This is a genomic window from Caballeronia zhejiangensis, assembly GCF_000698575.1.
GTDB lineage: Bacteria > Pseudomonadota > Gammaproteobacteria > Burkholderiales > Burkholderiaceae > Caballeronia > Caballeronia zhejiangensis.
This window is the reverse complement of sequence record NZ_JFHD01000018.1, coordinates 68,840-95,209: the sequence shown is the minus strand read 5'-3', so window position 1 is coordinate 95,209 and position 26,370 is coordinate 68,840. Positions and strand designations below refer to the sequence as shown.

The 26,370-nt window shown below is 59.7% G+C and carries 27 protein-coding genes; 16 read left to right on the top strand and 11 right to left on the bottom strand.

What is annotated here, in order from left to right; all coding sequences use genetic code 11:
- Nucleotides 1-5 precede the first annotated feature (5 nt).
- Nucleotides 6-302 (top strand): hypothetical protein, encoded by a 297-nt coding sequence (locus tag BG60_RS21850; protein WP_033537027.1) that lies wholly within the window; start codon nt 6-8, stop codon nt 300-302.
- On the top strand, nt 299-853 hold the full coding sequence (locus tag BG60_RS37890) for a hypothetical protein (protein ID WP_033537026.1): 555 nt from the start codon (nt 299-301) through the stop codon (nt 851-853). Before BG60_RS21850 ends, BG60_RS37890 begins: the two co-directional genes overlap by 4 nt.
- A gap of 732 nt (nt 854-1,585) precedes the next feature.
- Here the strand turns inward: BG60_RS37890 and BG60_RS21840 are convergent.
- Nucleotides 1,586-1,912, bottom strand: a complete 327-nt coding sequence (locus BG60_RS21840; RefSeq protein ID WP_144403810.1) for a hypothetical protein — start codon at nt 1,910-1,912, stop codon at nt 1,586-1,588.
- A gap of 383 nt (nt 1,913-2,295) precedes the next feature.
- Between BG60_RS21840 and BG60_RS21835 the strand changes: the two genes are divergently transcribed.
- From BG60_RS21835 to mobF, 5 genes are read left to right on the top strand one after another with little or no spacing between them, the layout of a single operon-like run.
- Nucleotides 2,296-2,676, top strand: a complete 381-nt coding sequence (locus tag BG60_RS21835; RefSeq protein ID WP_033537025.1) for a hypothetical protein — start codon at nt 2,296-2,298, stop codon at nt 2,674-2,676.
- A gap of 4 nt (nt 2,677-2,680) precedes the next feature.
- Entirely contained in the window at nt 2,681-3,031 is a 351-nt protein-coding gene (locus BG60_RS21830) for a hypothetical protein (protein WP_033537024.1), read from the top strand.
- The gene (locus BG60_RS21825; protein WP_051996577.1) at nt 3,028-5,046 is read left to right on the top strand and encodes a type IV secretion system DNA-binding domain-containing protein; all 2,019 of its coding nucleotides are present in this window, start codon (nt 3,028-3,030) and stop codon (nt 5,044-5,046) included. The genes BG60_RS21830 and BG60_RS21825 overlap by 4 nt, the downstream gene beginning before the upstream one ends.
- Nucleotides 5,046-5,516 carry a hypothetical protein gene (locus BG60_RS21820; RefSeq protein WP_033537023.1) on the top strand — a complete coding sequence of 157 codons (471 nt, stop codon included), beginning with the start codon at nt 5,046-5,048 and terminating at the stop codon, nt 5,514-5,516. Before BG60_RS21825 ends, BG60_RS21820 begins: the two co-directional genes overlap by 1 nt.
- A 1-nt stretch (nt 5,517) precedes the next feature.
- Nucleotides 5,518-9,060 carry a MobF family relaxase gene (gene mobF / locus BG60_RS21815; RefSeq protein ID WP_051996575.1) on the top strand — a complete coding sequence of 1,181 codons (3,543 nt, stop codon included), beginning with the start codon at nt 5,518-5,520 and terminating at the stop codon, nt 9,058-9,060.
- A 77-nt stretch (nt 9,061-9,137) separates the two neighbouring features.
- Here mobF and BG60_RS39975 read toward each other — a convergent pair whose 3' ends face one another.
- The 7 genes from BG60_RS39975 to BG60_RS21785 are packed head-to-tail and all read right to left on the bottom strand — an operon-like array spanning nt 9,138 to nt 14,959.
- Nucleotides 9,138-9,266: a hypothetical protein gene (locus BG60_RS39975; protein WP_255725350.1), complete on the bottom strand. Its 129-nt coding sequence runs from the start codon at nt 9,264-9,266 to the stop codon at nt 9,138-9,140.
- On the bottom strand, nt 9,253-10,161 hold the full coding sequence (locus tag BG60_RS21810; protein ID WP_033537022.1) for a hypothetical protein: 909 nt from the start codon (nt 10,159-10,161) through the stop codon (nt 9,253-9,255). Before BG60_RS21810 ends, BG60_RS39975 begins: the two co-directional genes overlap by 14 nt.
- 4 nt (nt 10,162-10,165) lie before the next feature.
- Nucleotides 10,166-10,501 carry a hypothetical protein gene (locus BG60_RS21805; protein ID WP_029672532.1) on the bottom strand — a complete coding sequence of 112 codons (336 nt, stop codon included), beginning with the start codon at nt 10,499-10,501 and terminating at the stop codon, nt 10,166-10,168.
- Nucleotides 10,502-10,509: 8 nt separating this feature from the next.
- Nucleotides 10,510-11,928 carry a conjugal transfer protein TraN gene (gene traN / locus BG60_RS21800; RefSeq protein WP_051996573.1) on the bottom strand — a complete coding sequence of 473 codons (1,419 nt, stop codon included), beginning with the start codon at nt 11,926-11,928 and terminating at the stop codon, nt 10,510-10,512.
- A gap of 8 nt (nt 11,929-11,936) precedes the next feature.
- On the bottom strand, nt 11,937-13,214 hold the full coding sequence (locus BG60_RS21795; protein WP_033537021.1) for a hypothetical protein: 1,278 nt from the start codon (nt 13,212-13,214) through the stop codon (nt 11,937-11,939).
- Nucleotides 13,211-13,759 (bottom strand): hypothetical protein, encoded by a 549-nt coding sequence (locus tag BG60_RS21790; RefSeq protein ID WP_029672559.1) that lies wholly within the window; start codon nt 13,757-13,759, stop codon nt 13,211-13,213. The genes BG60_RS21795 and BG60_RS21790 overlap by 4 nt, the downstream gene beginning before the upstream one ends.
- 12 nt (nt 13,760-13,771) lie before the next feature.
- Entirely contained in the window at nt 13,772-14,959 is a 1,188-nt protein-coding gene (locus BG60_RS21785) for a hypothetical protein (protein ID WP_233392129.1), read from the bottom strand.
- 144 nt (nt 14,960-15,103) lie between these two features.
- Here BG60_RS21785 and BG60_RS21780 point away from each other — a divergent pair, with 144 nt between their 5' ends.
- From BG60_RS21780 to BG60_RS21770, 3 genes are all read left to right on the top strand, one after another.
- The gene (locus tag BG60_RS21780; protein ID WP_233392127.1) at nt 15,104-16,615 is read left to right on the top strand and encodes a GspE/PulE family protein; all 1,512 of its coding nucleotides are present in this window, start codon (nt 15,104-15,106) and stop codon (nt 16,613-16,615) included.
- Nucleotides 16,612-17,241: a thioredoxin domain-containing protein gene (locus BG60_RS39655; RefSeq protein ID WP_033537020.1), complete on the top strand. Its 630-nt coding sequence runs from the start codon at nt 16,612-16,614 to the stop codon at nt 17,239-17,241. Before BG60_RS21780 ends, BG60_RS39655 begins: the two co-directional genes overlap by 4 nt.
- Nucleotides 17,242-17,572: 331 nt before the next feature.
- Nucleotides 17,573-18,094: a hypothetical protein gene (locus BG60_RS21770; RefSeq protein ID WP_033537019.1), complete on the top strand. Its 522-nt coding sequence runs from the start codon at nt 17,573-17,575 to the stop codon at nt 18,092-18,094.
- Between the two features lie 71 nt (nt 18,095-18,165).
- On the opposite strand, the gene BG60_RS38295 is transcribed toward BG60_RS21770, so the two are convergent.
- From BG60_RS38295 to BG60_RS39650, 3 genes are all read right to left on the bottom strand, one after another.
- On the bottom strand, nt 18,166-18,369 hold the full coding sequence (locus BG60_RS38295; protein WP_144403809.1) for a hypothetical protein: 204 nt from the start codon (nt 18,367-18,369) through the stop codon (nt 18,166-18,168).
- A gap of 443 nt (nt 18,370-18,812) precedes the next feature.
- Complete coding sequence (gene cadR / locus BG60_RS21765; RefSeq protein WP_033537018.1) at nt 18,813-19,244, bottom strand: Cd(II)/Pb(II)-responsive transcriptional regulator; 432 nt, start codon at nt 19,242-19,244, stop codon at nt 18,813-18,815.
- Nucleotides 19,245-19,474: 230 nt separating this feature from the next.
- Complete coding sequence (locus BG60_RS39650; RefSeq protein WP_235366324.1) at nt 19,475-19,627, bottom strand: hypothetical protein; 153 nt, start codon at nt 19,625-19,627, stop codon at nt 19,475-19,477.
- A 60-nt stretch (nt 19,628-19,687) separates the two neighbouring features.
- Between BG60_RS39650 and BG60_RS21755 the strand changes: the two genes are divergently transcribed.
- The 6 genes from BG60_RS21755 to BG60_RS21730 all read left to right on the top strand — a co-directional run bounded on the left by BG60_RS21755 (nt 19,688) and on the right by BG60_RS21730 (nt 26,368).
- Nucleotides 19,688-21,802, top strand: a complete 2,115-nt coding sequence (locus BG60_RS21755) for a heavy metal translocating P-type ATPase (protein WP_458026131.1) — start codon at nt 19,688-19,690, stop codon at nt 21,800-21,802.
- A 32-nt stretch (nt 21,803-21,834) separates the two neighbouring features.
- The gene (locus BG60_RS37075; protein ID WP_075583538.1) at nt 21,835-22,215 is read left to right on the top strand and encodes a zinc-ribbon domain-containing protein; all 381 of its coding nucleotides are present in this window, start codon (nt 21,835-21,837) and stop codon (nt 22,213-22,215) included.
- Nucleotides 22,212-22,937 (top strand): ZIP family metal transporter, encoded by a 726-nt coding sequence (locus BG60_RS21745; protein WP_033537016.1) that lies wholly within the window; start codon nt 22,212-22,214, stop codon nt 22,935-22,937. The genes BG60_RS37075 and BG60_RS21745 overlap by 4 nt, the downstream gene beginning before the upstream one ends.
- A 107-nt stretch (nt 22,938-23,044) precedes the next feature.
- A complete protein-coding gene (locus tag BG60_RS21740; protein ID WP_033537015.1) occupies nt 23,045-23,308 on the top strand; it encodes a DUF4148 domain-containing protein in 264 nt (87 codons plus the stop codon).
- A 254-nt stretch (nt 23,309-23,562) separates the two neighbouring features.
- Nucleotides 23,563-24,882, top strand: a complete 1,320-nt coding sequence (locus BG60_RS21735; protein WP_033537035.1) for a TolC family protein — start codon at nt 23,563-23,565, stop codon at nt 24,880-24,882.
- Nucleotides 24,883-24,892: 10 nt separating this feature from the next.
- The gene (locus BG60_RS21730; protein WP_033537014.1) at nt 24,893-26,368 is read left to right on the top strand and encodes an efflux RND transporter periplasmic adaptor subunit; all 1,476 of its coding nucleotides are present in this window, start codon (nt 24,893-24,895) and stop codon (nt 26,366-26,368) included.
- Nucleotides 26,369-26,370 lie beyond the last annotated feature (2 nt).

Here is a 26,370-nt window from a genome sequence, read left to right as displayed (position 1 = left end):
GCACCGTGAGCAGCTATTCGTTTGCGCTTGAAGCTCGCGCCGCATGGGCACTTCACGTCGTCGCAGTGATTGCAGGCGATTCGAAGGCCGCGGACGCTTACCGCGCCGAGGCACAGATTATGGCGATGGAGAGCGGACGGGCAAGCCACACCGAAGGTGTTAGCAGGCCCAACCTGGTGTCGGACGTTCCCGCGCTGGTCGGCAAATGGACTGCAGGTTGGAATGAACGAGCGAGAGCCGCGCTCCCGACTATCCACGACCTTATCGAGGCCGCCCTCAACGCTAACAAGGTGACGCAATGACAGATACGCAGAAAAGCACATTTTCGACCGCACTCGACGCTCGCACGCAATGGGCGCTGCACCGCGTTAGCGTGGTTGCTGGCGATGACAGGGACGCCAAAGACCGGCTTTTCTGGGCGCTCAACTACGCAAAGCGTTGTGGTGATGTCGCCGGGAGTGACGATTGTGATGTGCAATGTCCGGCACTTCTCGCCGATGTTCAGCCGCTTCGCAACGCGTACATCGAGGCGTTCGAGGCGGTAAGGGAGCGGCGAGAAAAGCGGCGCACCCGGGAAGGTATCGACTCCGAGCTAACGGCGATGGCCGACACGGCAAGGCGTGGATGCGGACTCTCATACGAACTGTTCGTAAAGCGGTTTTCACAGAACGTGGACGACTTTCTGGACGCGCTCGAAGTGCCCTTCCGAGACCTCGCCCTGGAGATTGCCAAGGGCAAGGGCTACGCCACGCCGGAGGAATGTCAGGCGATGCAGGATGAGATCGAGGAGTCCGGAGGGTGCTCACTGACGGGGATTGATCCCTGGTGTTGCCCTTGCGGTAATCACGAATAGCGGACTACGGAGGCGCACCCGTCGTGCGATGCACGGCGGGCAAAGTTGCGCATGCGAAAAACATTCACAGGTGGGGGTGACTGCAATTTCCGCGGTCGGCGCGGGCGGGCCGGCTTCTGCGCTGCGCGCCGAATCCACCCCGCCCGCGCCGGGCACAGCACTCGCGATTTTGAGCAATGACTTGCTCAAAATAGGTCCGTCCGATCCGGCTACCGGCGCTCACGCGCCGCTCGCCGGATCTACCGTACGAGTGGCCGCTCGCGGCGCATTGCCATGCAATGCCGCCTCTCGCGACTCCACGCTACGGAACGCTCCGCGTCCCTTCGCCTAGCGCACGGCACGTCATCCTGATGGAGACGTCGCCGACCTAAACGCCGCTCTCATTTTGGCCGGACTCTCGCATTTGAACCGGTGCTGGCCCGTGCCGGTCCAGCATTCACTTAATCCAGCCTAACCGATTAACTCGTACCCTCGTCATCGGTCAGGAAGCCCCTGAAAATGGAAACGGCGACCAGGGGTCGCGCGGGACTATCGTCCCACACTTGCCCTTGGCCGCCGTCGCCGCTCACCGCCGCGGTTCTTACACCGCACGTTTCCCACAAGCTCCACCGCACCCCGCGGTACCGAGTTTTCCACAACAAACCCCGTTGTGGAAAACTCCCGCGGCGGACGGCTCTTGCGATTTATATCAATCGCGGCCGTCCGTCCGGTGCCGTGGATTTGTGGAAAGCGCTAAGCCGCCTGCGCCTGCGCTGGGCTTGCTTCCTTGGCGCTATCCGGCGTGCGCGCCGGGCTTTCGCCCGAGGCTTGCACGCCGAGAAGCGCCTTGACCTGCGGGACAACCTTCTTCCACTCGTCGACGCTGATCACATCCAGTCGCTCGGATTTGAACAGATCGAAAATCGCCTTACGGTTCTTCTCGACGTTCTCTCTCTCTTCGCGCCTCGCCTGTTCCCTAAGCGCTGCAAGTTGCTTCTCCATGTCGGCGATTTTCTCAGCGGTAGACAACGCCGGCCGACGTCCACGCGGTTTCTTCTCAGTTACGTCTTGCTTGCTCATGATGCTCATCCCATAGTGAGGTTGTAGTCGGGGGATTCCGTAGTAGCGTGCGCCGGTGCATCATCGCTTTCTCACGCCCAAAAATCAATTCCCCGGAATCCCCCGACGCTGCAGGGGCATGCCTTTTCCCCGTATTCCGAGGCAGCAGGAAAAATCAAAACCGCCCCTCAGAAAGCACAGACATGACGCACGTACCGTGCACACGTCAAAACCGTCGCAAGCTCATGATTTGGCGGTTCTTTTTGCGCACCAAAAATTATAATCAGTTCTTTCCATGAAAGAAATAAAGATGTAAAATCGCGCATGAAATCAGAGAGATACATAGTGGTGCAAATTGCACCACTTGCCGATCAATCAACCTCAAGCGAGAGAGACCAGATACCGTGAAGCCGTCAATTCATTTCCGCGTTGAATGGGACGAATACGAGCATCTAAAACAGGAGGCGAAGAAGCGCAAGATCACTCACAACACGCTGGCTCGCCTCTACCTGCGCGACGCAATCTCCGGCTACGACCGCATGCACGAGGTCCTGTTGGAGACCAATCAGACGCTACAAGCTCAGGTAACAGATCTGCAGGAAGCGGTTACCAAACTCTGCATTCTCGCGGCCGGGGCGCTCGCGTCCTCCGCAATCCCTCCGGGACTCGCCAGCACGATGCCAGACAGCGTGAAGGATCAGGTGAGAGGGCATATCCGGGAAGCGATCAAGCAAGGAAAGTTCATCGACCGCGCATACGACAACGGGACCTTCAACGGGGATTGACGCCATGTTTCTTCCTATCGACATCGAGTCCGTCAACCGTCAAGAGCAGCTGGAGGAAGGCGAGTATCACGCCTCATGTCGTACCTACGCCTCCGAAGACGGCGCCTGCACGATGCTTCACTTCGAATACAAGCGGGTCGGTGACGAGCTGCCGGGTGCCTGCGAGATCGTGTTTGTCGAACCTGATGGCCGCGTCAGGGCGTGCGATTTCCTGCGTATGCCAGACCGTAGCTGGCGAGACAGTTTCGGCGCACGCGCGGATTCCCTGCTTACCCTTTTGCCGCATGACGCCGCGGGGTATCGGCTGTTGAGTGTGTCCGAACTGGGTGTGCAACATGTGGGGAATGCAACATGAGCGAGAAGATCATTTCCGACGCGGGTGCCGGTCGTGCGCTCTTTCTGACCCGGATGAAGTTGACCATCCATGCGGTGTCAATGTCGCTGTGGGCGGGTGCGGTCCCCGGGCTGATCGTTCCCATTGTGCTCTGGATGTCATGCCTTTCGCCTCGCGATGTCGATATCGTCAAGCTCAATATCGTGTCGCACTTGGTCAAACAGGACACGCCCCGTAAATGGCGAATCCGGGACGACGCGGGTCAGGAGCAGATTCTGACCGTGATCAAGTCCAGTGGGGACCCGGTGCAGTTGCTAACCGCTGCCCAATACCGCAGTGTGACGACCTCCATCTCGCGGCCTGTGACCGTCTTTGGCTATGTCATGCTTTCCAGCATGCTGTGCGGCCTGCTCGGATATCTGTCTGTCTGGTGGTCGCTTAGCCGTCTCGGCAAGCGTGCCCGCGAGAACAGGCGGGTCGATGGGGTCGAGGAGCTGGTCGAGCCGAAAGAGCTTTCGCGTCTCGTTAGAAAGGAGGAAGCCGGTCCCTACACTGTACTGGATGTCGCTCTGCCGAAATCGGCACCCATGCAGGGTATTCAGTTCATGGGCGCGCAGGGCACCGGGAAGTCGCTGGCTATCCATGACCTCATGCAGCAGGTCTTTCAGCGCAAGCGCAAGTGCATCATCTATGACCAGAGCGGCGAGTATTTCAGAGCCTACTTCCGTCCGGGAAAGGACTATTTTTTCAACCCGTCCATGCTGGGCTCGGTGCCTTGGTCTATCTTCAAGGAGCTGCAGAACACCTACGACTCAAACACCTTGGCGCACGCCTTTCTGCCGCCGAAGGCAGGAGTTGTGCACGGCGCAAGTGCGTTCTTTGAAGACGCTGCCCGCGCGCTGTTCTCCGTCATGACTTTGCGGCTACGCCAACGCGGTGCTGTCTACACGCGGACGATCGCAGAGGCTATTTTGAGCATGCCGGAGGATGAGCTCGAACTGCTGATTCAGGAGTCGGTTGCAAGTTCGGCGGTCGGCGGCGATTCGAAAGGGCAGCGCCAGGGTGTCATCAGCTCCATCGCGATCTATCTCGACGGGATAGCGGCGGTCCAGGACGGCGAATGGACGTTGCGCCAGTTTTTCGAAGCTGACGACGATGCGCGATTTTTTATCGTTAGCACGGACGACACCAAAGCGATGTTCGCACCGCTTTACCGGCTTTTGCTTGCGATCTCCTTTGGCATCATCGCCGCCAAACGCGAGATCTGCCACTACGACCGTTACTGGTACTTCCTCGACGAGGTGCATGTTCTTGGCGACATCAAGCTTGATGAGACGCAGGCGACGCATCGCAAATATGGCGTGTGCGTGGCGACCGGGATTCAGGCGGACACTCAGTACATCACGTCGATCGGGCATGAACGGGCGAAGACGCTGATGAACTGCTTTAACACGTCCGTAATGCTGCGGGCGAACGAGCCAGAGATGCGGGATCGCATGGCAAGACGCCTCGGCCGGATGGACATGGAAGTCGTCTCCAACGGGCAGGCTCTGGCGGTGAGCGACTGGCGGGACGGCGGATCGCTGAATCAGGGGCAACAGGAAAAATGGCTGGTGATGCCCGACAAGATTGGCAAGCTGAAAAACTGCATGGCCTACGTTCAGGTGCCGGGTGACTATCCCGCGACACTCGTCAATTACCGTCACTGGCTGCCGGCGTGGTATCGACCGTGGGCTCGCGTTAATCGACTTGCCGCGCGTCAGGATGACCCGCCACGTGACCCGAGATTCAAAATTGTGGTCGCGGAGGGGCAGGACGCTCTCGCGAGCGTTCGCGCGGAAGCTGAAGCGAAGCGGGTCGAAGCGGAAAAAGCTGCCGCAGCGAAAGACGCGATCGAACGGACCGGCAAATGGGTTGTGACCGATCTTGAAACGGGCGAGATCATGCCAGCAGAGAATCATCACGAGGAAGCGCTCGCCGAGGGAGCGGATGGTGACCTCAACGAGAACAGCAATGACGAAGGGGGGCTGTTTTGATGAAAGGGCTTTTCATTCGTTGGACCGTCACGTTCGCGGTAATCGGCATCGCGCTCGCATGGGCATTTTTCCCGCAAATCCGCGGAGTGGCCGCCGATTGGTATTCGGGTAATGCCGGCATGCCGGCGCTGCAAGATGCGGAACTGGCTGGCATCCGCGAGGTGAAATTTCTTGGGCACGACCAGATCATCGCCAACGTCGCCGTGTCCGATTTGCGCGTGATAACAGCAGCTCAGGGTTTTGCGACGATCGGTCTGACGCTGGCGAGCAGCGAGCCGACGGCGTTGTATCCAAGTTTGCGCGTCTACCTGCAGGCGAACCACCAGACCGTGCGCACGCTTGTCATTGGTCCGGGCGCTTACGAGCATCACGCAACCCTCGTAAATGAGCCGGTGAAGGTATCGATCAGGCTGCAGACCGGCGAAACAGGTTTTACGGCGAGCGCTTTCTACGGCGCCGGAGGGACCTGACGTGATCTCGAAGGAGCCAATCAAAAGCGTCGGCGACGCTGCGCGATACCACGACAAATCCTTCAATCAGGACGCCGGGCAGAAGGCGGACAACTACTACATCAACGAAAAGGCAACCGCCCGCTGGGAGGGGCGAGGCGCCGAAATTCTTGGCATTCGCGGCAACGCGGTCGAGAAGAAGGACTTCGTCAATTTCCTGAGCGGAAAGCTAGTGAACCCCGAGACTGGCGAAGTGGTCGACCTTGCGAAAAACAGCAAAGGCGATAACCGCCGGCCGGGAATCGACTTCACCGTTGCACCGCCAAAAAGCGTTTCAATCGCCGGCCTCGTCGGAAGGGATGACCGGATTGTTGCGGCCCATCTGGTCGCGAACGAACGGACAATGCAGTGGTTTGAAAAGCATGCATCGATCATTCGCGTGAAAGATGAGAACGGCCGGAATCGGCAGGAGCGCGCGGGCAATCTGCTTTACGCGAGCGTGCTTCACGAGACCAACCGGGAGAACGAGCCGCAGATTCACAGCCATAACGTCATCGTCTCGGCGGTTTATGACGAAAATCGGAAGGTCTGGCGCAGCCTCACGAATGACATGCTGCACAATCTGCGCGCGCAGGGCGACGTGATCTACAAGGCCGAACTTGCGGGCGCCTTGAAGACCTTGGGGTACGAGCTGGAATACGCCACCAACGGCGTGGACTTCGAGATCAAGGGCTTTACCAGAGAACACGTCGACACATACAGCACACGTGCGACGCAGGTACGCGATGCGTTGCTCAAGCGCGGCATAGATCCGGGCGAGGCGAGCTTCGACGCTCGCCGAATTGCGAAGCTGGACAGCCGGGCGGCCAAGCAGGAGCATCCGCGCGAGGTGCTGCAGGAAATCTGGCAGGAGACGGCGCGAAAGGCCGGTCTGGACGTCGAGGCTATTGTTCAGTCTGCGCGGGACCGTACGCCACCGTTGACACATGACCGCGGCGCAGGCGTGGATCGACCGCGCGCGGATATCGGACGGGATGGAAGCGAACAGTCGGTAAGTCGGGACGCCACAGACGGCACTGAGGCGGCCAATGCACAGCGCTCGTCGCGCGGCCGGGAGGGCGTCGAGGGCGAGCCAAGCCTGGGCGCCATGCGCGCTGTGTCATGGGCCATCGAACACCTTACTGAACGAGAGCAGTCGTTCGAGCTGGCCGATCTCGAAATCGCAGCGGTCAAATTTAGCCGCGGGATGATCGACGACGTCGATGCAGCCGTGCAGCGACATATCGACAATCACATGCTGGTCGAGCGTGGCACGACCGACGACGGCAGACTGTTGTACACGACGCACCGCGCGATCGATAGTGAGATGCGACTCGCCGAAAACATCCAGTCGGGGCGAGACGGCGGAAACATCATCCTGGGCAACGAGTCCGAGTTCGACGCTGCGCTCAAAGCTTTCGAGCAGAAGAAGGAACAGAAGACCGGCAAACCATTCAAGCTTTCTGGCGAGCAGATCAACGCGGCGCGGAACGTGCTCATGCATCCAGACTCGTTTCAGGGCATCCAGGGCGAGGCAGGAACGGGCAAGACTGCTGCGCTGGCAATGGTCAACGACGTGGCGCTGGCAAAGGGATGGGACGTCATTGGCGTGGCGACGTCGGCGGCGGCAGCGAAAGAACTGGAGGCCTCGAGCGGAATGAAGAGCAGCACGGTTGCTGCCTATTTCGCCGCGCGCGATACGCAGATCCGTACGATCGAGTCACGCCTGGGGGAGCTGCGCGACGCGCTGGACAAGCGCGAGAACATCCGGGATACCGGCGCACTGCGTATGGAATCACGCCGGCTGACAGTCAAAGGCAGCGATATCGATTTCGGCACCAGCCGTTATTCGTTCGATCATCAGCGAGGGGAGGTCTTCAAGTCGCCCGACAATCTGCGCAACGCCATCGGCGCGGTGCTGACTGACATTGCAGCGCGGCATCGGACCCAGCCCGGCGAAGCAGTGAAGGAGCGCGAGACCTTCGGCGCGCGTATTCAGTCAGGCGCATTTGATCTTGCCGCATCGCTTGGACGCAGACTCTCGACATTCGGACAGGTAGGAACGGTCGAGGCCATTGCTGCACGGAACACGCTCTACGAGACGCGGCCGGGGCCCGGAGCCGAGTTGCAGCGCGAGCTGCTGGTCAAACAGGCTGAGCTGGCCAACCTTCGCAGATACGGCAACATTGAGGGCAAGAAGACCCTGATCGTGATGGACGAGTCGTCGCTGACCGGTGCATTCGACACCGAGAAGATCTCTAACCTCGCGCGAGAGATCGGCGCGCGTGTCGTGTTTCAGGGCGACATCAAGCAGCATGGGAGCGTGGCGGCCGGCCGCGCGTTTGAGCAGGCTCAGAACGCCGGTATGAATGTTTCGGTGCTTGAGGAGACGCGGCGTTTCGTCGATGCGACTGCGCCCACGCAACAGGCCTTGCTCGAAATGAAGGCGGGAAACTACAGCCGGGCCGTGGAGATGCTGGATACCGTGACCGTGGACCAGGGCAAGCTGGCCACGACCGTCGCCGAACGCTATTTCGAGAACCTGCAAGCGCTCGAAGCGCGCGGCGTCGAAAATCCGAAGATTGGCGTTGTCGCGATTACCAACCGCGACCGGAAAGCAATCAACGAGGCTGTCCACGCGAAGCTTGCCGAAAACGGGCTTGTGTCGGGTCAGGATTTTCACAAGCCACATCTCGACGATCCGAAGATGACCGGTGCGGAGCAGCGGTACGCCGTCATGTTGCGCGAGAAAAAGGTGAACGTGCTCGTTTACCGCAAGACCTATCGCGAAATCGGTGTCGAAAATGGCGACGTGCTGCACGTGAAATCGTATGACATCGAGAAGAATCGCATCCACGCCGTGAACGCCCAGGGAAAAGCTATCGAGATCAATCCGCAGCGCCAGGACTATTTCTCGCCTGCGGTGCTGGAAGGCCGGAAGTTCTCTGTGGGCGATCGCATCGAGACGCGCGCGATCATTCGCCTGCCAGCGCAGGAACTGCAGCGGATCGACAATGGCACGCCCGGCGTCATCACCGAAATCGACGAACAGGGAGCAAAGGTCCGCTGGACGCGGACCGGCAAAGAGTCGTATCTGAAGAACGACGACATACGGTTCGTCGACCACGCGTACGCGCACACCTCGTACAAGGAGCAGGGCGCGACGAATGATCGCGAAATCATCGCTGTCAGCGTGACGGGTGCCAAGGTTTTCAATCGCGAAGCTGCCTACGTCGCGGCATCGCGCGCACGGGACAATACAGAGATCGTCACAGAAGACCGCGACGGTATGTTGCGTAACGCGGGCAAGGAGGTCGGTAAAACAACGGCCGTCGAGTTTGAGGCAGCTACGCGCAACGCGGCGACGTCGCAGCAAGCAAACGCGGCGCAAAAGCAGACAAACAAGCGCGACCGATCAGCGACGAAGGAGCAGGTGCGGGAGGTCGATGCGCACGCGCAGCCAGAACGCCAGACGGACCAGGACAAGCGGCAGGGACAGGAGAAGGGGAAGGTGCTGGAACTCTGACAGACTGCAGCCATACGCTCGCGCAAAAGAAAACGGCCCGCCTTAGACAAGGCGGGCCGTTTTCACTTGGCGTCGCACTACGCGTGCTGAGCCAGAGAGATGATCGCGGCTACCGCGATGGCGGCAAAGGCCACCCAGGTAATCCAGCTGTTTTTCTTTGCCATCTTCTGGCCGAAAGTTTCCTTCTTTGCCTCACTGCTTGTCATTCGATGCCTCCTTTTGGCATTTACCGTCAGCTACACATGCGTCCCAAATCGCGACGCGCTCCTTGAAATCTGTCTGCCGTGCGGCATCCACCGCATCGGCTGTGGTATCGGCCGCCGCGAGCGCGACGATCGCTTTCACGAGGGCATCCTGTTCGGCCTGCGGCGTTTTTTCTGTCTTGTAGGCGATCACAATTTCGCCCGGAGTGTCGGGCCTGAAATCCACGCGCCGTACGTCGATCTGCCGGTATGCACTCGTGTCGAGCGCCGGCAGGACAGCAGGGATCAATGCGGCGCGTGCGGGCCGGGGTACATTGCCAAGATCCTCGGCAATACCTGAATTCGCCATGACCTGAGCGCCGGCTGCCGTGCCGAGCCCAGGCACCGGAATGAAGAGCGCACCGATCGACAATGCGTCGCCCGCAATGTTGCGGACCCTCACACGTGCGGGCAACGAGCGGGGATCACCCTCGCGACGTACGAACAGTTGCCGGTAATCGAGCTGCGCCTTGGCGAACTTCGGGTAGTCGTCGGGCGCGAGCGTCGTCGCGTCCCCCACGTGGAAGAGATATGCAGACTTGCGGACCAGCGTTGTCTTCTGTGCCGCCAGTGCAGCCTGGGCTCCAAGCGTCACCGGATTGTCGCTGACGCCTTGAAGCACCAGTGGGCTTCCGCGGTAGCGCGTGCCGTCCAGCATGATGTCGTACGAGACCTGACGGTCACGGATTGCGTCAAGCGTGTCCTGCTGCACGGAGGTGTCGCCAGACCAGGAATCGACCGGCCGCACGACGATGACATGGGCGGCGTCAGTATCGAGTTCAACCGGCTGTGCCATGCTACAGAGCGGCGCGCCGGCCGCCGCCGTGGCGAGCACAAGCGCTTTGAGCATCCTTTTCATTGAGTCAGACTCCGAGTTTGAGCGTTTGGCGGATCTTCTCGCATGCCGCCGCCTGTTCGGCAAAAGCGCCGACATTGTCTTTCAGGCTGCTGTTTTCAGGAAGCAGCTTCGCGAGCTGGTCGCTCAGTGAGGCGAGCTTCGTCTCGTCGTCCCGGTACTGCTTGTCCAGCGTCTTGACCTGCGCGTCGAGCTTTGTCAGCTTGTCGGCCTGCTGTTTGTTCTGCACTTCAAGCGAGCGCTTGGAAAGATAAGTAACGCCGGAAAAGGCGAGCGACGCTACCAATGCGACTGCGCCGAGCGCGGTAAAGATCTTGGTGATGACCGGTTTACGGGTGTCCATGTTCGGCTCTATTTGGTTGAGTAAGTGGGTAGGACCGGGTTGCTACTGGATTGCACGGTGCCGCTCTTGCTGTTCTGCTCGATCGTGTTGTAGTTGCCCGGGATGTTTTTCGGCACGTTCGCCAGCGCCTGCTGCTCCATCTGTGCGGTGAATTCGCTGAAGTCGATCTTTGTGAAGTCAATCGCACTGACCTGGGCTGGCGTCAAGCCACCACAACCTTCCAGCGGCAAGCCGAGCTGGGTCTTACCCTGTATGTTGATGATTTTGGCGAGCAGCGAGTTGAACGAACAATAGTTGTCGACGTACTGCACGCAAGCGCCCAACACCTTCTTTGAACATGTCTCGTCGATAAACGTGCTGAGGTCCGCGCCCTTGTGTAGTGCGAGCAACTGTTCTGCCTGCGAGCACTTTGAAAGCGACGTGATCACCTGTATCGCGACCATTGCGGCGAAGACATACGGGTTGAACGCGAGATAACCGTTAGATCCGAATGTCGCGAGTTCGATATTGCCGCCGAAGAGGCCGGCCCCCATCGAACCCCAGCCAGCCGTGAAGCCGAACGCGCCGACCGAGAAGCCATTGGCTGCGAGGTTCGTGCCGAGGTTGCCGCCGCCGTTTGCTGCATCAAGCGAAAACGCAGTCGTGAAATTCTCCGTCAGTGCGTTCGTGAAGATGCCGTTCGTGTACATGGCATCGAACACGTAAGGCGAAGCGAGGTCGATCGCCTTCTCGCCTGCATACTTCACAAGCGACCCTGCGGCGCCGACCGCTGTAGACATCGCTACGTTGTTCGACGTCGCTCCGGGCGAGCTCTTGCAGCAGTTCTGGATGCCTTCGTAGCCCTTGCGGCAGCTTTCGGCAACGCCCTTGAAAATGGTGTTGCCGTCCGTATAGGTTTGCCCCTCGCCAAGAATCTCGAGCCCCAGCGCACCCTTGATGAACGAGTCGTTATTGTTAGGCGGGGTCGGGAACCCACCGTCGTTAAAGAGGCCACTCGTGCAGTTCAGGTTCTGTGCCGTCTGTTGCGCCTGGGTCTGGCATTTATACGTATACGTCCACTGATCGCACTTGCCGGTTTCGGCGATCGTGTCATTACAAACGCTTGAGACAACGCCGCACGCCGGGTCGCTACGATACTGCCCGCAGGTATCGGTTGTTGTTCCTGTGCACGCGTAGTTGTACGAATACTGCCAGCAGCTGTATGGCACCTGGAGTGCGCCAGACGGCAGAGAGGCGTTCGACAGGCAAACCTGCTGGCCGTTCGAATCTGTCTTGCACGGCGTGGTGTCGATGCATGTCTGCGAGCCAGGTACAAGCGAACATGCTCCCGCTCCGTAGGTTTGTGCGAAGGCGACGGGAACGTTGCAGGCGAACGTGAACAGCAGAAGCGCAATGACCTGCCGTAGGAAGCGGGAGAAGTTTGTCATGTGCCTTCTCAATTCGTAGGTGTGGCGAGCGACGAACCGGCGCTCTGTTCGTAGACGCCACATGTATCCGTCCACGTCGTGGTAACCGTCTGCTTGACGCAGTTGGTTCCAGTGAGCGACTGGCCAGATGGGCAGCTATACGTGATCGTGGGTGCCGTTTGCGTGACCGATACGCATGACTGGCCCTGCACCGAGCCGCCGCTCGGACAGTTGTACTGAGCGCCCACGGTGATGGTCTGGATACACTGGGCGCCATCCCACGAGTATCCGCTCGGACATGATTTGAGCGGGAGGAACCAGCACGTCCCCGCGTAACAGGTCACGAGATCCATCCCCTCATAAGTCGGAGGGTAAGCGGTCACGTCTGAGAACTGCTTCATGCACGTGTTGTTGCCCGAGATCGTCATGGGCGTCGTATCACTCGGGCAGGTCATCGAGGCCGCAAGCGTGTTGGTCTGGACACATTGATTAGCGCCTGACTGAATGTACCCGGCCGGACAGGTGATGGTCGGCGCATAGGTGTACTGGTTTTGACAAGCGCCATTGACGAGACTCCCGCCTCCCGGACAGCTTTCGGTTGAAATGGCCTGATTGATCGTGTTGACGATCTTCGCGCTCAGATACTGCGAGCAGGCGTTTTCTTCTTCGTCGGTCGACACCGTGCAGGTGTTGTACGCATATTGCGCGGGCTGGGTAACGACGGTGTCAGAGGTACACGTTTGCGTGAGCGTGTCCGTGGCTGTGTTTCCCAGGTTGCCTATCACCTGAAAGATCGGGTCCGACGACGTCACTTCATTGCCGTAGTTGTACTGTCCTTGACCAGCGCCGTAGGTGCCCGCGCAGTTGGCGGACGAGCCAAACTGAGTCGAAGTCGCGCCAAGCACTGACTTCTGGTTCCCGGTCGGCGTCATGCACTGTTCATTCAGGAAATTGACGGCGGCACAGTACTGGTTCTGGTACGGGTCACTTCCGGGGGTATAGCTGGCGCAGTACGACTCAGCCTGGCGTCCGAACGCCGTCAGATTTGAATTCTTCGCAGCGTTCAACGAATCCGATGCAGTGTTTGGATTCGAAAAGCCACCGAGGCCTGTTGGGACCGACGAAGATACGCCAGTCTGGTTGCCCCAAGTGCTCGAACTTACCCCGGTCGGATTGACGATCTGCGAAGGAGAAGTCGGCTTGATCGAGTTCGCGAAGGCTGTGCCATTCGCCACGTCTGAGGCACTTTGCGCATAAGCAGCCGTAACGCCGCAGGCGAGAAGGAGGACGGCGATAACGCGCTTCATTGACGGCTCCCCTTTGCTGCGGGTGCGTCGGGCGTGGCGCTTCTAACCGCTTTGGCGGCCTGTTCCGGGGTCATGCCGCCAGCGGCGACGGCACCTTGAATCGCGGCAGCGACTTCAGGTGTGTCAACTGGCGTGGACGCATCGGCGCACACGCTGTTGTAGGGGACGAGTTTGTCGGGGTGCCCCTTGCACATGCGCAAAGGCGGCTCGCCGTCTTCACAGATGTTGAACTGCCCCGACATATCGGAGTACATCACTTTCGCGCTCGGCTGCCCGATGATGAACCCGACACGTCCACAAAGCGGCTGTTGCGTGAAGCGGGTAATGCGCTGCGCGTAAACAACGACGGGGCCGCTGTCGCCGGTTCGCTTCTTGATGGCGACGACGGCTTTGCCAAAGTTGCCGTCGTCGGACAGGGGCGCGCTGGCCGAGCCGTTCGAAAGCGCCTGCGTAAATACGCTTGACGGTCCTTCGTCTGCACGAGCCAAGGTGGAAATCATCACCACGAACGCGCATAGGGACCAAGCCGGGAGTGACAGCCTCATGGGTTCTTTTCCTTATTGCCTTGTATGGCTGACAAATGGGGCGAACTGGTCAACGTCCTGTTGCCGGAAGGGGAGGTAAGGAACGCTCCACGCATAGTGGAAATGGTTGGATGCGCGCTCCTTTTCCAGTGAGCGGATCTCGGTAGGGACAAAGCCGACGATTCCAGGCACTACGGTGTTGTAGCGGATCAGGGCCTCTTTAGGGTCTGCCGCAATATTGCCGGTCTGGCGGTAGCAACTGATCGCGTCGTCGCGCAGGGTATTGCCATCGAGATTGTGACGGTAGCGATCGACCAGCATGTACTTGCAGGCAAGGTATTGGGGATCGGCTCCCGCGTCATGCGTCACTTTTGCGAGCAGGGGATAGCCGTCGTCAATGCCTGCGACGATCGATTCGCGTAGAAGGGTCACGCGTTGTGGCAGGGTTACGCGGTCGTCGTAGAGTGCCTTTGGAATGCCGGCCAGACTGGACCAGCATGACTGTGCGTAACGAGCCGCCTGCGCGCGATCGCCAACCCGATAGCTGAGGAATGCACCAAACCCGCACACACGATAGGAAGCGTCCGGGCTGATGGACGAGGCGCGCGCGATATAGCCAAGCGCGTTATTGAAATCTGCGCGGGACCCGAGTTTTCCATAGGCCGACGCGACAGCGAGGTTATAGATCGCTGGCTGATAATTGCGGGCGGCCGCTGCCTGATATAGCTGTAGCGCGCGAGAGACATTCTGTGGATTCCCGAACAGGCCATATTCAGCAGCGAAGCCCTCGAACGTCAACGCTTCGGGGATGTTCTGATCCGCCAACGCCGCGAGCTTGCCAAGCAGATCCGTGCGCTCCGCCGGCGACGCGCTCGTCAGTTGGATCATCCACGCGATCATCGTCTCGCCGTCGTTGCTAACGACCGCGTGGTTTCCATATTTCAGTCGCTCACCCAGGACCTTCGCCTTGGGCAGCATTGCTTTTGCCTGTGCGACCGCGGCGTCATTCACGCTGTCGATCACGGATCTGTTTTGACGCTGGAAGTTCGACTGGAGCTGGCTGAAGACGGGCGAATTGAATGTTGACTCGGCGAAGCCCTTGACGCTCTCAGGCGTCGTTGGCTGCATCTGAGCAGCCGAATAGCCAGGCAACAGCGCGGCCAGACAGGCAGCAGAAAACAATGAGAGACATCCCCGTGTGGTCGTAACTTTGTTCTGCATCGTTCTATTGAGAGGGCAGGTTACCTTAATTATAATCAGTTATCGTGCGGACTCAAATTTAAATCTGCGACTCGGCGGGTACGCAACAGATGGTCCAGCGCAGAGACCTCAACGGGGTAACGAGCGATGCAAATTAGAAACGGGATGCTGCTGGAAGAGATACCTGAAGTCGACGGATTGGACGACCTGACTGAGGAAGAACGCCGGAGCGTCATGATGATCCGCGAGGGCAGCAGTGAGCAGGCGCCCATCGAACTCGCCATTCGCAATCTTTTCGTGTGGGCGATTATCAGTAAGGCCGAAGACGTCCACATTGAAGGGCGAGGGCACCGGGACTCGCCGACGGTTCATGTGCACGTGAGACTGCCAGGCGGCATGGTGAACTTCAAGTTCGAACCCCGAGGCAAGGAAGCGCGGCATTGGGAAACCAAAATGTTCCAGCTCACTGGCACGTCGCAGGGGGCCACGACGCCAGAGATCGCTTCAACGCGTTTTGACATCGTGCTGCCGTCTGCTTTCGCGTCGCGGCATGGGCTAAAACCGTTCGAGGACGATCCATCCTATCGGGTGGACATCCGGGTCGAGTACACGAGGACATACAACGGCTTCGCTTTCATCAGCCGCCTGCTCGATTCTCAGCGCGCGCCGAAACTGGAGGAGCTGGGTCTTTCCTACACGCTGTACCGCATCATCCTGCGTGCATTGAACGAACCGAGTGGCCTCATCCTGGTGACCGGGCCGACAGGCTCGGGAAAGACCACACTGCTAAACGCCATGCTAGCGGTGCTGAACGACGGCACGCGAGCGATTGATACCGCGGAAGACCCGGTTGAGATCGCACTGCGCGGCATAGGCCCGATCAAACAGCGGCAGATCGGTGGAAACATCACCTTCCCGCGCGCCTTGCGCTCGATGCTTCGGTCGGGCCCAGACGTCATCCTGATCGGCGAAATTCGCGACGCGGAGACGATGGAAATCGCACTTCAGGCCTCGCAGACAGGTCACATTGTTCTCGCGACGCTGCACACCAACGACAGTGCTGAAACCTTCTCCCGGGCGCTCGATCTCACGCTGGACAAGGGCCGGGACGCATTCCGGCTCGCGCAGAATCTCAAACTCGTGGTCGCGCAACGTCTCCTGACCAAATACGAGGGACCGGTGGTGAAACGCCGGCTGACGCGCGATGAGCAGCAATGGCTCGATGCGAACGGCATCCCGTACGGCGACGATATCTCAGAGGTCGTACCTGAGCGGGTCGTCGGCAAGGTGGCCGTACTCGAGGCGGTTGTCACAACACCTGAAATCAAGCAGGTTATCCGGGCTGACCGGATGGATACGTCAGCCATCTATCGTGCGGCGTGCGACCAGGACCATTTCGAGCCGCTTGCGACCGGAGGAGTACGGGCGGTGCAGGCGCACCTGTCGACTTTGCACGAATGCATGCAACGTCTCGAAGGCAATACCGACGCCCGTATGCACCCGAGCCTGCGGGTTCGACTGGCGCGTCAGCACGGTCTGGATTTTGTACAGGTCGCTGATGCGATCGATGCCTATCACCTGGACGCCGACAGCGGCAGCAAAACCACGATCGAACAACACATCGAGACTGCCACGCTTGGCGCGCTGAACAAGGTCATCGAACAGGAGGCGGCATGAAAGGCATCGCATCACTCATTGTGGCGGCGGCCGCGGCGACGTTTGCATGCTGTGGGCACGCGCAGGTTCCAGCGGGGATGGAACAGCTCAAACCCTATTTGCAGGTAAAACCGGTTGCGGGCGACGAGGAGACGGTCCGCGTATTCTTTTCTCCGAGTTGCCAGTTTTCAAGAAACTACTTTCAGTTTTTTAAAAATCTCGAAGCAACGATGCCGAAACCCAAAACGTTTGAATTCACGCCTTTGGTAAATAAAGGAGATGGGCTCGCCTTCGCATTAAGCTTTTTAGCCGTCGAGAAATATTATCCGTCGTACGTCCATAATTTTATGGAGGCGTCGTTTATTGGAGCACAAGACCTCGGTATCTCGACCGTGAATTGGGCCGGAATTGACCGCATCGGGAAGGCGGCTCACGTACCAGTTTCCGTACCGCTGCTGGTCAAGCAGCACGAAGCCGCCCTCAGGACTGACCTGGCCGCGCTCCTGACGCTGCAGAAGGACCTGCAGGTGACAAATACGCCGGCCGTCTCCGTTGCCGGAACTTACATCGTCACGCCGGAATTCACCAACGGGGACGCGCAGCTCTTCAGCCAGCTGGTCAACGGCATCATCTCGATGGCTCGCTGATGGCGGGCCCGAACCAGAATCTGTCGCCCGCGAAGGAGACGCGCGGGCGAAAATACGCGCTTACCACATTACATTTCTTAACAGTTTTCAAAGCTACCGTCATAATTGTCCGGTTAAGATTCCGGGCTCTGCGTTGCGGGCTTCGTTTTTGCTGGTTCCCCGCAAACCTTTGCTTGCAGGCCGCTTTCGTTCGACCATTTCTTATTTCAAACCAGCGTTGTAAAGTGCGCTGGTAGGGTCTTGCGCGCGTGAGTCGAGACAACTTGAGTTATGAAACTGTAATGTGCTGCACGACCTGTCACCGGAGAGTGGCGAAAAAAGTTGAAGACCTATGCTGACGGACGAACAGAAAAAACTTATTACTAAGGGTCTCAGCAGGGGAGTCGCCGACACCCAGATAGCCGAAGCCATCGGCGTTAAACACATGCAGGTGTTCAACTACCGGAAATCCATCGGCGTCAGCTCACAACAGGTGGTCGAAGCGCGGTACGACACATGGATACGGTTGCTTGAGGCAGGGATGAGCGTTGACCTCGTGGCTTCCATGTACCAGGTAAAGCCTGAGTCCGTGCTGAATAGCCTGTACCGGAAGCGCGATTTCTCTTACACGGAAGCGAAGAAGCGCGGTCAGAAGGCGATCGAGGCGGGTTTCCGCAAGGCGATGGGACTGACCGCTCAAGACCTTCAGGAGCAACGGACTCAGGCTTGGGTGCGGCTATTTGACTCAGGCATGTCGGTGGAAGCGATTGCGGACATCTACAAGCTGAAGGCCTCGACCGTGCGCAATGCCATCAGGAAGGCGACGGACATGAAGGTCCCTTCAGAGTCCGCACATGGGGCGTTCGACTGGTGAGAGGCAGCCTAGAAACGCAAAGGGCGAATTTCGCATGCGAAACTCGCCCTCTTGCTACCACTTAACAAACTTCAAAAACCGGGGCCGGGTCGTGCGCCCCAATCGTTATTCGGGCCGCGCGCGCCTTGCCCAAATCCATTTGGATTGACGTGATTGAACCCGCTCGGTCCGACACCGGACCCAGCGACATAATCACCGTCTTCATCCTCATTATCGAGCGGAATGCGCTTAACTAATTCGAGGATTTTAGCCGCCGCGTTTTTTAACATCGACATGATCACCTCTTCTGCTTTAAACCTTTTCTCTAGGCTAACACAAAAGCCCGTTTACGGGGTCGCCTTGATTTCGGCGCCAAAATCGGGTTAGGTCGAGCACGATCTGACAAGGGTTTCCCTTGTGCCCCCAAATAAATACTATTTAAAATCAGAGGCTTCCTGTCTCCCTTTAGGCGCTTGCGTTTATCTTTTTGCGTCGCGGGCAGCCTAGCAATTCGTTTCCGGACTAAGGGTACCTTCTCGTCGAAGACTCGATTTCAGCAATATGCGGGCGCAGGAGGCACGAGGTGGCCGGACGGAGCAATGAAACAGCGGCCACACGCGATGCAGGTACCAAGTCCCTGGGCCGGAACCCCAGCGTGCAATGCCTTTGTGCAGAGAGGAGTTCGCGGGCGGAGGACGTCCAGACTGAGCGTTGAAACGAACGCGGATGCCCGAAGTTTCTATCCCAAGTGGGTCGTGCGGGGCTTCGGCGAGATCGTGTCCATCGATGTCAAGCCTTGAACAATGCCGCAGTTCTCGACGACTGCCCCTCCGCCGCATCGCTGCCTCAACGCCGTCAATTGCTGACGCAGATGCGTGAGTTCAGCAATCCGTTCGTCGACGTGCGCAATGTGCTCATCCACGAGCGCGTTCACGTTTTCGCAACCGCCGGACGGGTCGTCGGAGGCAACCAGCAGCGCCCGCACTTCGTCGTGCGTCATATCGAGCGCGCGACAATTCCGGATGAAACGAAGCCGATCGACGTGGCTTGCGGTGTAACTACGATAGTTCGCGCCGTTTCGCTCGGGCGGAGGGAGGAGCGCCTCTTTCTCGTAAAAGCGAATCGTCTCAGTCGTGCAGTTCGCCAGTTTCGCTAATTCCCCGATCCTCATCTTTGGCGTCCCTTCTCAAAAAAAATCCTTGACCTTGAAGCAACTTCAAGGTGTGTACTGCGAGCATACAGCAGAATAAGGATACGAGCATGGCACACGGCGAAGACAAGACGACCGCTCAAGCGCTCGCTGACAAGTCGAAGCGGGAACCGGGGAACGATCCCATAGCGGGTTGTGGCGAGGCGGTTTGCTGCAGCGGACCTGCGCAGCTACCCCTTGACTTGCAAGCGTCAAGCGGGACGCAAAAGCACGAGCACGCACATGGGAACCGCGACCACGGCGCGGACGATCACCACGACCACGATCATTCCCAAGGTGGCGATCATCCCCACGCACATGCTCACGCCAACGGCGGCGAACATTCCCATGAGGCGCACGACCATGGCGACTCGTGCTGCGGCACTGCGCCAACCTCCTTCCAGGCCCTTGCCGGAGCGGTTGCCGTGGGCGGCTCGATCCGCACCCAGATGCGCATCCTGCAAATGGATTGCCCGACCGAAGAAGCGCTCATCCGCAAGAAGCTGGGCGGCATGCCCGAGGTGGCTGAGCTTCAGTTCAATTTGATGCAACGCGTGTTGACGGTGGTGCACCGGCCGGACGGGCTCGACGCCATCGTCAAGGCACTCGGCACGCTCGGCTTTAAGCCCGAGGTCGCGGGCGCAGCAGGCGATCCAGGTGCCTCGCCTGCCGCATCCGAGGTGCGCAAGCCCTGGTGGCCTCTTGCGGTGGCCGGTGCGGCCGCGGTTGGCTCGGAGGCTGCCAGTTGGGCGGGCGCGCCGGTCTGGGTCGTAGCGGCCCTTGCGCTCCTGGCCGTCGCTTGCTCCGGTCTCGGAACCTATAAGAAAGGCTGGATTGCCATTCGGAACCGCAATCTCAACATCAACGCGCTGATGAGCATTGCCGTGACGGGCGCGCTGCTGCTCGGGCAGTGGCCCGAGGCCGCGATGGTGATGGTCCTTTTCACCATTGCGGAACTCATCGAGGCGAAATCGCTGGACCGCGCGCGCAATGCGATTCAAGGTCTGATGCGCCTTGCTCCCGACAAGGCGACCGTCAAACAGGCGGATGGATCATGGGCGGAGATCGAGGCCGCGCAGGTCACCATTGGGGCCGTGGTGCGTGTGAAGCCCGGCGAGCGAATCGGACTCGACGGAGAAATTGTGAGCGGCCGCTCGACGGTGAATCAGGCGCCGATCACCGGCGAGAGCTTGCCGGTCGACAAGGCGCAGGGCGACGCCGTCTTCGCTGGCACGATCAACGAGGCTGGCTCGTTCGAATACCGGGTGACGGCGGCGGCCAACAACACGACGCTTGCACGAATCATTCATGCGGTCGAGGAGGCGCAAGGCGCCAAGGCGCCGACACAACGCTTCGTCGATCAGTTTGCGCGCGTCTACACGCCGATCGTTTTCGTGTTGGCCATCGGCGTTGCCGTCGTTCCGCCGCTGTTCTTCGCGGGCGCGTGGTTCGACTGGATCTACAAGGCCCTCGTGCTGCTCGTGATCGCCTGCCCGTGCGCGTTGGTCATTTCCACGCCGGTCACGATCGTCAGCGGCCTCGCCGCCGCGGCGCGCCACGGGATTCTGGTGAAGGGCGGCACCTATCTCGAACTGGGCCGCAAACTTGCCTGGCTGGCGCTCGACAAGACCGGCACGATCACGCACGGCAATCCCGTTCAGACCGAATTCGAACTTCGCGCGGTCGATCAAGACAGCATGATGGTTCGCTCCATCGCGGCGAGTCTCGCGGGGCGCTCAGATCACCCCGTCTCATTGGCAATCGCGCAAGCGGGTGATGCAAACGGCGTCGCTCGACTGAGCGTCGATGCGTTCGAGGCGATTCCGGGCCGGGGCGTCGCAGGCGTCGTGAATGGGCAGCGCTACTCGTTGGGCAATCACCGGCTCGTCGAGGAGCTCGGTCGCTGTTCGGTCGAGCTCGAATCCCGACTGGATGTACTCGAGCGGGAGGGCAAGACGGTCGTGATGCTGATCGACGAGACTCGCGTTCTCGGACTCTTCGCGGTAGCTGATACCGTGAAGGACAGCAGCAAGGCCGCCATATCCGAGTTGCACGCACTGGGCGTTCGAACGGCGATGCTGACTGGCGACAACCCTCACACGGCGTCGGCCATTGCGAGTCAGGTCGGCATCGATCGCGCGGAAGGCAATCAGCTTCCGGAAGACAAGCTCGAAGTCGTGAAGACGCTCTCGGACGGTCGGTCGATGGTGGGGATGGTCGGCGATGGCATCAACGATGCACCGGCGCTTGCACAAGCTGATATCGGCTTCGCGATGGGCGCGATGGGAACGGATACCGCAATCGAGACCGCCGACGTCGCGCTGATGGATGACGATCTGCGCAAGATTCCGACGTTCATACGGCTTTCGAGGGCGACGCACAGCATTCTAGTTCAGAACATCACACTAGCACTGGGGATCAAGGCCGTGTTTCTCGCGCTGACCATCGGCGGCTTGGGCACCATGTGGATGGCTGTATTTGCGGACGTCGGAGCGAGTCTGCTGGTCGTGGGGAATGGACTGCGACTACTTCGCAAGTAAATCGAGATTTCAACCGAAACGGGAGATGACCCATGAACTGGCTTGAAAGGATATTCGGAGGTCATCACGGTGGCCACAACAGTGGAGGTCACGATCGTGGGCACGGAAGCTCGCATGGTGGATCGCACGACGACAGACGCGGTCATCACGGAAGCAACCACGGCAACAATGGTGGGTATGTCGACGAACGCAGTCGCGCTTCCAATGAAGGGTGGGGCAGGACGCCCGGCGCTGCTCCCGCAGCGCAGCCGGGCCTGACGTGCCCAAAATGTGGCGCGGCCAATGCCGAAGGCGCTCGCTTTTGTAGCCAGTGCGCGAGCTCGCTCACGCCGCAAGCCTGCACGAAGTGCAATCAGCCGTTGGCGCCGGGCGCGAAGTTTTGTAGCCAGTGCGGCACACAGGTGACCACGTGACACCCGCTGCTAAACTTGCACTCCTCACGCTGCCACCTGTGCTCGCCGCTGCCGCAGGTGCTGTGATCGCGTCGGCGCGCAAGCCTAGCCCACGCACCACCAGCGTCATCCAGCACTTCACGGCGGGCATCGTGTTCGCCGCCGCGGCGCTCGAATTGCTTCCCGAAGACCGCAAGCATGCCCTGTGGCCGGTCGTTATCGGGTTTGCACTGGGCTTAGGACTGATGCTGGGCATCAAGGCGGTCTGCAACCGTCTGGAAGAACGACTTGAAGGTTCCGCGCTTCCAACCGGCCTCGTGGTCGTGACTGCGGTCGACCTGATCATCGACGGACTTGTGCTGGGAATTGCCTTCGCGGCGGGAGAGGAAACTGGCGTGATCCTAACCATCGCGCTTACCCTCGAAGTGCTTTTTCTGGCGCTATCTGTCAGCGCAGCGCTGAGCGCTTCCGGGGTGCGTAGCCTTTGGGCAATCGTCGTCCCGATTGCGCTTTCTGCACTGCTCTCGGTATCGGCTGTGGCGGCCCATGGCGCACTTGCCAACTTACCCTCGGTCTATTACGCGGCACTCCTCGGGCTGGGAACCGTTGCGCTCATTTATCTGGTGACCGAGGAGTTGCTCGTGGAAGCGCATGAGGTGGCTGAAACTGCGCTTGCAACCACAGCGTTCTTTGTCGGTTTCATCGTCTTCTTCGTCATTGAAGCGACGGTCAAGACGGGATGACCATTCTGCGGGCAAGATGACAATTTTCTCATCTTCGCGTCATTGAGACGCACCGTCGGCACTCCACACTGAGTTGAGCCATATGCGGCTCAGTGTGGAGTTCACCGATGAAATCGAAAGTTGTTGTTGCAACGGCCTTGTTGATGGCCGGCTTGGCGCAAGCGCACGAAGGTCCATTGAACGAGGGGAAAACGCGGGAGCAAACGCGTCAAGAACTCGAGCAAGCCTATAAAGACGGCGTACTGCCCTTCAGGCGAAGCGAGTACCCGCCCACGGCGGCATCAAAGAAGAAGAACCGCGACGCGTACCTGCGGGCACATCCTGAAGAAATCGCGAAGCCCACAACCTCGGAAGCGAATGCCGGCCAGTAACTCGACTTGAGTGAGATGCTGGTCGCAACAGCTTGCGACCGCTTTGTTCTAAATAAACTCGATATTGCTGCGGCCCGTTCTCCCACGGGACGCACGCTTTTTTGCAACGGCATAAAGCCGAGGACCCAGCGTACTGAGTCAGAAATTGTGCGGTTAGTGGCTTGCCCGAAGATGACAAAAATTTCATTTTGATCTCATCTTGGCACTGCGATAGAACCGTAGCATCGCATCACCCCCATCCTTCAATGTCGCACATGCTCACGCGAACCCTTGCCGTCATGGCTCTCCTGGCGGTCACAACATCAAACTACACACAGGCGTCTCCCGTTCAGCCGATTGCGGATGAGGGCGGCTTGCCGCAGTCTCCGAGCGTTTCACCAACGGATCTGCCGCAAGTTTCATTGATCGACGTGCTTGGGCTTGCCGCGCAGAGCAACCCCCTCTTGCGAGGCGCGAGGGCGGACTCGGACGCATCGGCCGGCGCATTGATGCAGGCCGGCGCCAGGCCCAACCCCGAATTGTCGCTTCTGCAGGAAGGGTTTGGTGGTACGGAGCGCACGAGCACGGCGACCGTGAACCAGCTTATCGAACTCGGCGGCAAACGTCAGGCACGGCTGGACGTGGCGTCCTATGGTCGAGAGGTTGCGCTCGCCGCGCTCGACGGCAGAGGCGCGGCATTGCGGGCAGACGTCATCTCCGCGTTCTACGAAGAGCTCGCCGCGCAGCGGCAAGAGCAGGTCGCGCGTGAATCCGGCGACATCGCGGCCCGCTCTGCCGATCTTGCGGAGAAGCGTGCGCGCGCAGGCAAGGTTTCGCCGGTCGAAGCCACCAAGGCGCGCATTGCCGCGAGTGCTGTCCAGATCGAAGTGACGAATGCAACTGCGCGTGTCTTGACCGCTCGCGAGCGTCTGGCATCCGTCACCGGCAACGCGCAAGTGCGGGGCAGCGCAGCCGGAGGCGATATTGAGTCGGTGCCGAGTCTTGAGCCGCTCTCGGTACTCGTCAGTCAATTGAACGATAGCCCAGGCTCGCGCGTGGCCCGCGCCGAAATGTTGCGTTCAGACGCTGCGATCTCCGTTGAGCGAGCCAAGCGCATCCCAGATATCACGGTCAGCGCCGGTATGAAGCGGGTCATCACCGGTGGCATTCCCGACAATCAGGCCGTCATCGGCGTATCGATTCCGCTGCCTCTCTTCGACACGAATAAAGGTGCGCTTTTAGAGGCGGCTCACAAAGCCGAGAAAGCCAGCGCCGATTTCGATAACGAGCGCTTGCGGCTGCAACTGGAGTTGACCCGCGCGTATGCGAACTACGAAACATCGGTTCAGGCGGCTCGCAGGCTCAAGGACGACGTGCTGCCGGCCTCCAAAGATGCATTGAACGCCATGTCGAGAGGATTTGAACTCGGCAAGTTTGCTTTCCTCGATGTGCTCGATGCACAGCGCACGCTGTTCCAAGCGCAATCGCAATACGTGCAGGCGCTCACCGACGCTCACCTTGCGTATGCCGAAGTGGGGCGCCTGGTTGGCACGCCACTTCCCGCCGTCTCGCTGTCGAAGAACACTTTACCCTGAAGGAATCACCATGCCGCGCCGTAGAACATACTTCCTCATGACCGCTCTCGGTGGGATCGGCATCATCATTGCCGCCTACGCGATGACGCAAAAAAAGGAAGCGCCTGCGCTCGAGCCCCCGGTCGCCGAGGCTCAACAGGGCGAGGCGAATGCCAGTGCCGGACAGCACGGCGGCGTCCTCCTGAAAAATGGCCCGCTCACGCTCGAAGTCGTGCTCGCCGAGAAGCCCGGTGACTCGCGTCTCATCGTTTACCCCGCGAGCGATGGCAAGCCGCTGTCGAGGGAAGTGGTGGTCTCGGCAGCCGTGACCCGTTACGACGGGCAGAAAGAAACGTTGCAGTTTAGGCATTCCGCGCAGAAATACACGTCCACCGAGCCCATTGCGAAACCGCACGTGTTCGATGCGATCATCGAGGTCAAAGGAGGCGGTCGCAATGCCTCATTCGAATATTCCCGCACCGATGGGACGGTGGTGCTGTCCGAGGAGCAACTGAAGACCTCCAAGATCGATCTGGCCAAGGTCGGTCCGGCGCAGATCGCAACCTCGTTTCAGTTGCCCGGCGAGATCAAGTTCAACGAGGATCGCACAGCTCACGTCGTGCCTCGCGTGGCCGGGATCGTCGAACGCGTGGATGTGTCCATCGGGCAGAACGTAAAGAAGGGGCAGGTGCTTGCCGTGATCGCGAGCACCGGTCTGGCGGATCTTCGCAGCGAACTGTTGACGGCCGAGCGGCGTCTGTCGGCCGCGCGCACGACATACGATCGGGAGCAGACGTTGTGGAAAGAACGCGTGTCCGCCGAGCAGGACTTCCTGCAAGCACAGGTGCAATTGCGCGAAGCGGAGATCGCGGCGCAGAACGCTCGCCAGAAGCTCGCCGCGATCAATGCGCCTGCGGGCTCCGCTAGCCTGAATCAGTACGAGTTGCGTGCGCCTTTTTCAGGGACCGTGGTCGAGAAGCATGCGACACCGGGCGAGGCCATCACCGCGGACGCCAATGTCTTTGTGATCTCGGACCTTTCCAGCGTTTGGGCAGAAATGGCGGTGCCGGCACAGCGGCTCAACGACGTTCGCGTGGGACGGGAAGCCACCGTGAGCGCCGCAGCGTTCGAATCGACCTCGCGCGGGCCCATCGCCTATGTCGGCGCATTGTTGGGTGAACAGACGCGCACCGCACCCGCACGGGTCGTGCTGCCAAATCCCGACGGCGCATGGCGGCCCGGCATGTTCGTCAATGTCTCAGTCGACGCAGGCAAGCAGGACGTGCTGATCTCCGTTGCGAGCGACGCCCTTCAGGACGTCGATGGCGCGCCGTCTGTGTTTGTCCAGTCGTCCAAGGGATTCGTCGCTCAGGCTGTCGAAACGGGTCGTCGTGATGAACGGGTCACCGAAGTCGTCCGGGGCCTGCACCCTGGCCAGCAGTACGTTGCGGCGAACAGCTTCGTGCTGAAGGCGGAGCTCGGTAAAGGTAGCGCCGAAGAAGAATGAAC